Below are 6008 nucleotides of genomic sequence, written 5' to 3' on the forward strand. Positions count from 1 at the left end.
GGCTGGGGGCCGGATGGCCGGCGCTCGGGTGCGCCGGGTCCGCCGGAGGCGCGCGCGGCGCCGCCGCCCGGCTCGCCCGCCGGTCTCCGTAGCATCAGGACGAGCAGGACGGCCGCGCGCCGAGGGGCCTGCGTACGCGACGACGACCTGCGGAGGCGACGGCATCATGGACCGGCCACGACCACTCCCCGACGACTCGCTCGACGCCGCTGCGGCCGCGTTCGAGGAGCGGCGCCCCCGGCTCTTCGGGATCGCCTACCGCGTGCTGGGCAGCGTGTCCGAGGCCGAGGACGTGGTGCAGGACGTGTGGGAGCGGTGGCAGGGGGCCGACCGGGGCGCGGTGCTGGACCCCGGGGCGTTCCTGGCGACGATCACGACGCGGCTGGCCGTCAACGTGGCCCGGTCGGCACGGGTACGCCGCGAGGCGTACGTGGGGCCCTGGCTGCCCGAGCCCGTGGACACGAGCGTGGATCCGCAGGTCGGCGCGGAGCGCGGCGAGGCGCTGGAGCTGGCCGTGCTGCTGGTCCTGCAGAGGCTGAACCCCGTCGAGCGGGCCGCGTACGTGCTGCGGGAGGCGTTCCAGTACGCCTACGCCGAGATCGCGGGCATGCTGCAGCTCAGCCAGGCCAACACACGGCAGGTCGTCAGCCGGGCCCGCAAGCGGCTCGCCGCCGAGCGCCGCGAACCGGTCGACGCGGCGCAGCACCGGCGCCTGCTCGACGCCTTCGTGGCGGCGGCGCGGCACGGTGACGTAGCCGGCCTGGAGCGGGTGCTGTCGGCCGACGTCGTCGCCTACGCGGACGGCGACGGCATGCGCGGTGTCGCCCGGGTGGAGGTCGTGGGGGTCCGGCGGGTGGCCCGGATCAGCGCCTTCGCCAGGAAGTTCTTCCCCGGGGCCGAGTACACCGTGGTGGAGGCCAACGGCCGCCCCGGTGTGCTGCTGGCCGTGGACGGGGTCGCGGTGGCGTTGGTGTGCGTCACCGCGGGTCCGGACGGCATCGACGGGCTCTACTGGGTTCTGGCACCCGCCAAACTCCGGGCGTACGAGCGGTCGGCGGACCGGTTCACCGGCCGGCCGTGACCTCGGCCGCCGGGCACCGCCACCGCTGTCCGCGGCCGGGCGGGACCGCCCGGCCGCGGTGACGCGAGTGCGCGGCCGCCGCTCACGCGCGCGGGTCCACACCGCTCACCCGCCGAACGCCCGCCCGGGCCCGGTCACCCGCGGGACGCCGCGACACGCCCCGTCCTGGCCCGGTCACCCGTGGGACGCCTCGGGGCGCCCCGCCCGGGCCCGGTCACCTCCGCTTGAGCCACTCCTCGTAACCGGTGGCCGCGGTGTGCAGGGTGTCGTCGCCGACGAGCACGTCGGGCATGCCCGCGAACAGGCCGGCGGTCTCGTCGGTGACGACGGTGCGCCCGTCCGGCTTCACCGCCAGGGTGATCTCACCGAGCCGGTCGAGTCCGTGGATCTCCGGGCCGCCGATGTTTCGCACGCCGTACGACGGCTCGGACCAGGCCGCCTCGGCGACGGCGGCGGCCACGTCGGCGGAGGCGATCGGGCGCAGCCGCACGGAGGGCATGCGCACCTGCTCGCCCTCGGTGGACATGTCCATCACCGGAGCGATGAACTCGAAGAACTGCGTGGCGCGCACGATGCTGTACGGGACGCCGCTGTCGCGCACGGCTTCCTCCTGCGCGACCTTGGCGCGGTAGTAGCCGTAGTCGGGCACCTGATCGACGCCCACGATGGAGAGCGTGACATGGTGCCGCACGCCCGCCTTCTTCTCGGCGTCGATCAGGTGCCGCGCCGAGCGGGTGAAGAAGTCCAGCGCCGGCTCGGTGTCGAAGGAGGGGGAGTTCGACACGTCCACGACCACGTCCGCGCCCTGGAGGGCCTCCTCCAGGCCCTGGCCGGTGAGGGTGTCGACGCCCGTGGAGGGGGAGGCCGCCACGGCCTCGTGACCACGCTCGCGCACCAGCGCGACCACCTGGGAGCCGATGAGGCCCGTACCGCCGATGACCACGATCTTCATCACTGTCTCCATCTGCTGATCCGTTCTCCCTGCGGGTACCGGCGGACGCCCGCCGGCCCGGCGCGGCAAGCCGCACACCAGGGAGACAGGGCAGCGGGCACATCTGTGACACCCGGCTTCGGCACACAGCCCTCAGCCGGTCCTCACGGCCCCCGCGTCCAAGCTCACCCCGGACGGGAGGCCCCGCAAGACGACGACGGCGAGGCGGCGGCGAGGCGGCGGCGGCGAGGCCGCCGGCGGTGGGAGCCGTCGACCGCGTCCCCGGGAATCCGTGCCGGTGGTGCCGGGTTGCCCACGGTGACGACGCGGGGGACCGCGGGGAGGAGACCGGAGCCGATGAGCCTGCGCCAGTACGAGTACGCCCTGGCCGTCGCCGAGGCGGGCTCGGTGACGGCGGCGGCGGAACTGCTGCACGTCGCCCAGCCGTCGGTGTCCCAGCAGATCCGCGGCCTGGAGCGGGAACTCGGCGTGGAACTGTTCGCCCGGACGCCGACCGGACTGGTGCCCACCGTGGTCGGCCGCGCGTTCCTGCGGGAAGCGGAGGTCGCCGTGAGCGCGTCTCGGCGGGCACGCGCGACGGCCCGGGCCGGTGCCGACGACCTGGTGGGCGAGCTGGTCGTGGCGGTGCAGATGGGCTTCGGCACGCGGCAGCTGCCGGGCGCACTGGGCGCACTGCGCCGCCGCTTCCCGCGGCTGGAGGTCACCGTCTTCGAGGAGCCCGGCTCCGGCGAGCTGGACCGGCTGTGCCGCCGGGGCGTGCTGGACCTCGCCTTGATGGCGGCGTGCGAGCGCAGTCCCGGCCACGCCCACCGCCTCGGCGACGAGGAGTTCGTCGTGGTGCTGGGCGCCGGGCACCGGAAGCTGGCGGCGGACCGGGTGGACCTGCGCGAACTGGCGGGCGAGCCGTGGGTGCGGTTCGACCGCGACAGCGCGCTCGACGCCACGTTGCTCAGCGTGCTGGGGGACAACGGCCTGACCCCGGTCACGGCCGCCCGCGTGTCCCAGACGGCGACGGCCGTGCGGTGGGCCGCCCAGGGGCTGGGGGTGACACTCGTGCCCGCCTCCGCGGTGCCCGACGGTCACGAGCACCTCGTCCGCCCGATGCTCCCGGTCGTGTCCCGGCCCGTCATCGCGGTGCTCCGGCACGGCGCGGGCCCGGCGGAGACGGCGCTGCTCGAGTACCTGCGCCAGGAGACCTGGGCTCCGGGCGGAACGGCGGGACAGGCTCAGAGCTGGGTGGCGCCTCCGTCCACGGCCAGCTCGGCGCCGGTGGTGTAGGTGGCGTCGAACGCGAGGAACGAGGCCGCCCTGGCGATCTCCTCGGGGGTGCCGAAACGCTGCATCGGGTTGTCCGCGATCAGCTGCGCCTTGAACTGTGCCGCCGCCTCCTCGGTCATCGCGCGGTCCAGGATGCCGGTGTCGACGGGGCCGGGACTGACCGCGTTGACCCGGATCCCGCGCGGGAGCAGCTCGCGGGAGAGGCTGCGCGCCAGCGAGCGCAGCGCCGCTTTGCCGGCCGCGTAGACACTGGACTCCGGGATGCCCATGACGTTCGCGACCGAGGTGGTGAGGACGACTCCGGCGCCGTCGCTCAGCAGCGGGGCGAGCTTCTGGACGGTGAAGTAGGCGCCCTTGACGTTGACGGCGAACAGCTCGTCGTACACCTCCTCGGTCGTCGACTCGAAGGGCGTGAGGGTGGCGATGCCCGCGTTGACGAACAGGGCGTGGACCGTGCCGAGTTCGTCCCTCACCCGGTCGGCCAGGACATCCAGGTCGGCCAGGGCGGACACATCACCCCGGACGGTCACCGCGTTCGTGCCGAGCCGCTCCCGGGCGGCGTCGAGCGTGGTCTGGGAACGACCGGTGATCACCACCCGCCCTCCGCCGTCCACCAGCAGCTTCGCCATGGCGAACCCCATGCCGCTGCCGCCACCCGTGATCACCGCGTTCTTTCCGCTGTACTTTCCCATGCCGAAGATCCTTCGTTCTCTCTGTTCCGCATTGCGCCACCGCGTATCGCCGCCGACGCCACCCTCCCGGGAATTCCCGGACCGTACGTCCTGGTGGTCATGCCACCGGTCCTTTCGACGGCGAATTCGACCGCCCTACGGACAAAGGTCGTACACCGAGGGCGAAACCGCACGGACATCGCGGTGAACACCTCGTCGAGCCGTTTCACGGTACGGCCGGAAAAGAACGCGGAGCAAAGACGAAATGTCAGCAGCCGGTATAGGAAAGTCCTATGGCACCGCGGCGCCGGGCCGGCCGCCCCAGGAAGGCCGGCCGGCCCGGCGGCTCGTGGCGATCACTCCGATGGCGGATACAGGGGGCGGGAGCCGAATGGTGAGGTGGGCTCGCAGGTCGATCACCTGCCGGCCGAACACCTCCACCCACGGGAGACCCGCGACCATGAAACGACTCACCACCGCCCTCGCCGCAGCCCTGTTCACCGTCGGCGCCGTCCTCGCCACGTCGGCGGCGGCACAGGCCGCGGACTGCCGTTCCGGCTACTTCTGCGTCTGGACCGACGCGAACTTCAACGGCCTGAAGATCGAGCACAGCGGCGACGACCACTGGTGGGAGGGGGACATGTTCGAGCAGGACTCCTCGTGGGCGAACCACGGTCTGTCCGGCCCCGGAGTCAAGGACCACGTCCAGGTGCACGACGGCCGTGAGCTGCTGGGGCGCGTCACCCTCTGTCTGGCCCCCGGCCAGGAGGTCGGCTACGACGCGGGCGCGAACGACCAGGGCGGCTCCCACACCTGGACCGCCGGCTGCTGATCGCCTGGCCGGGACATCGCCGGAGTCCCGGCGCGTCCCCGGGGGCGCCCCGGCCCGGCGCCGTCGGCGTCAGGCCGACTCCCGCACGACCAGCTCCGGCTCGAACACGACCGATGCGGGTTCGGTGCGGACGCCATGGATGTGTTCGTCGAGGAGGCGGGCCATCTCGGCGGCCATGTCCTCCACGGGCTGGCGCACGGTCGTCAGAAGGGGCCGCCCGGAGACGGCCACGCTGGAGTCGTCGAAGCCGACCACCGCCACGTCCTCGGGCACCCGCCGGCCGTGTGCCCGCAGTACCTGGCAGACACCGCGGGCCATGATGTCGTTCGCCGCGAACACACCGTCCACGTCGGGGTGTTCGGCCAGCAGACGGGTCATGGCTGCGTAGCCGCTGTCCAGGGTGAAGCCGCCCTCGGCGACGGGCACGTGGGGCAGGCCCCGGTGGGCGAGGGCGTCACGGAAGCCGGCCAGCCGCTCCTGGCTGGCGGCGACCGCCAGCGGCCCGCACACGGTGGCCGGCCTGCGGCAGCCGCGGGCGAGCAGGTGCTCGGCGGCGAGCCGGCCGCCGTCCCGGTGGGCCAGGTCGACATAGCTGAGCGGGACGGGACGCACGGGTCGGGCGAAGAGCACCGCGGGCAGCCCGGCCTCGGCGAGGAGCGCGGGGAGCGGGTCGTCGGCGTGGCTGGAGACCACCAGGGCGCCGTCGGCCCGGCCCTGCCTCAGGTAGGTCACCACCTCGTGGCGTGAGCCGGCCGACTCGGCGAACATCAGCACCGGGTGGACGGAGCGCGGGCGGAGGTGGCCGACGATCCCGGCGACCACCCGGCCGAAGAACGGGTCGGCGAACACCCGGGCGGCGAAGGCGGCCTGGGCCTCGTCGGAGGTGTCCCCCGCACCGGAGACCACCAGCGCCACGGTCTCGGCCCGCCGTGTGACCAGGGAACGGGCCGCCCGGTTGGGCGCGTAACCGGTGCGTTCGATGGCCTGGCGGACCACTTCCTGGATCGCCGGATCCACGTTCCGGACGCCGTTGACGACCCGGGAGACGGTGGCCCGGGAGACGCCGGCCTCCCGGGCGACGTCCTCCAGGGTCGGGGCCTGTCTGCTCATGTCCGGCACCCTAACGGCCCGGCGGCCCACGCGGATAGAGCGCTCTCCGGCACCTGAGCGCCCCCGACCAGCCCAGGCCGACCC

6 protein-coding genes are annotated in these 6008 nt (G+C 73.8%); 3 read left to right on the forward strand and 3 right to left on the reverse strand.

The genetic code is table 11. The features are described from left to right. Positions 1 to 166 precede the first annotated feature (166 nt). Complete coding sequence (locus GT045_RS31060; protein ID WP_161336216.1) at positions 167 to 1081, forward strand: sigma factor; 915 nt, start codon at positions 167 to 169, stop codon at positions 1079 to 1081. Positions 1082 to 1295: 214 nt separating this feature from the next. Here GT045_RS31060 and GT045_RS31065 read toward each other — a convergent pair whose 3' ends face one another. Continuing rightward, entirely contained in the window at positions 1296 to 2033 is a 738-nt protein-coding gene (locus tag GT045_RS31065; protein WP_161336220.1) for an NAD(P)H-binding protein, read from the reverse strand. 336 nt (positions 2034 to 2369) lie between these two features. Between GT045_RS31065 and GT045_RS31070 the strand changes: the two genes are divergently transcribed. Further along, positions 2370 to 3311: a LysR family transcriptional regulator gene (locus tag GT045_RS31070; protein WP_161336217.1), complete on the forward strand. Its 942-nt coding sequence runs from the start codon at positions 2370 to 2372 to the stop codon at positions 3309 to 3311. Here the strand turns inward: GT045_RS31070 and GT045_RS31075 are convergent. Beyond that, positions 3260 to 4003, reverse strand: a complete 744-nt coding sequence (locus tag GT045_RS31075; protein WP_161336218.1) for an SDR family oxidoreductase — start codon at positions 4001 to 4003, stop codon at positions 3260 to 3262. The genes GT045_RS31070 and GT045_RS31075 overlap by 52 nt on opposite strands. A 439-nt stretch (positions 4004 to 4442) precedes the next feature. On the opposite strand from GT045_RS31075, the gene GT045_RS31080 reads away from it, so the two are divergent. After that, on the forward strand, positions 4443 to 4814 hold the full coding sequence (locus GT045_RS31080) for a peptidase inhibitor family I36 protein (protein WP_161297663.1): 372 nt from the start codon (positions 4443 to 4445) through the stop codon (positions 4812 to 4814). Between the two features lie 69 nt (positions 4815 to 4883). On the opposite strand, the gene GT045_RS31085 is transcribed toward GT045_RS31080, so the two are convergent. Then, positions 4884 to 5924, reverse strand: coding sequence for a LacI family DNA-binding transcriptional regulator (locus GT045_RS31085; RefSeq protein ID WP_161336219.1), 1041 nt, complete (start codon positions 5922 to 5924; stop codon positions 4884 to 4886). Positions 5925 to 6008: the final 84 nt, after the last annotated feature.

The sequence above is a fragment of the Streptomyces sp. SID486 genome (genome assembly GCF_009865385.1).
In the GTDB taxonomy this organism is placed as follows: domain Bacteria; phylum Actinomycetota; class Actinomycetes; order Streptomycetales; family Streptomycetaceae; genus Streptomyces.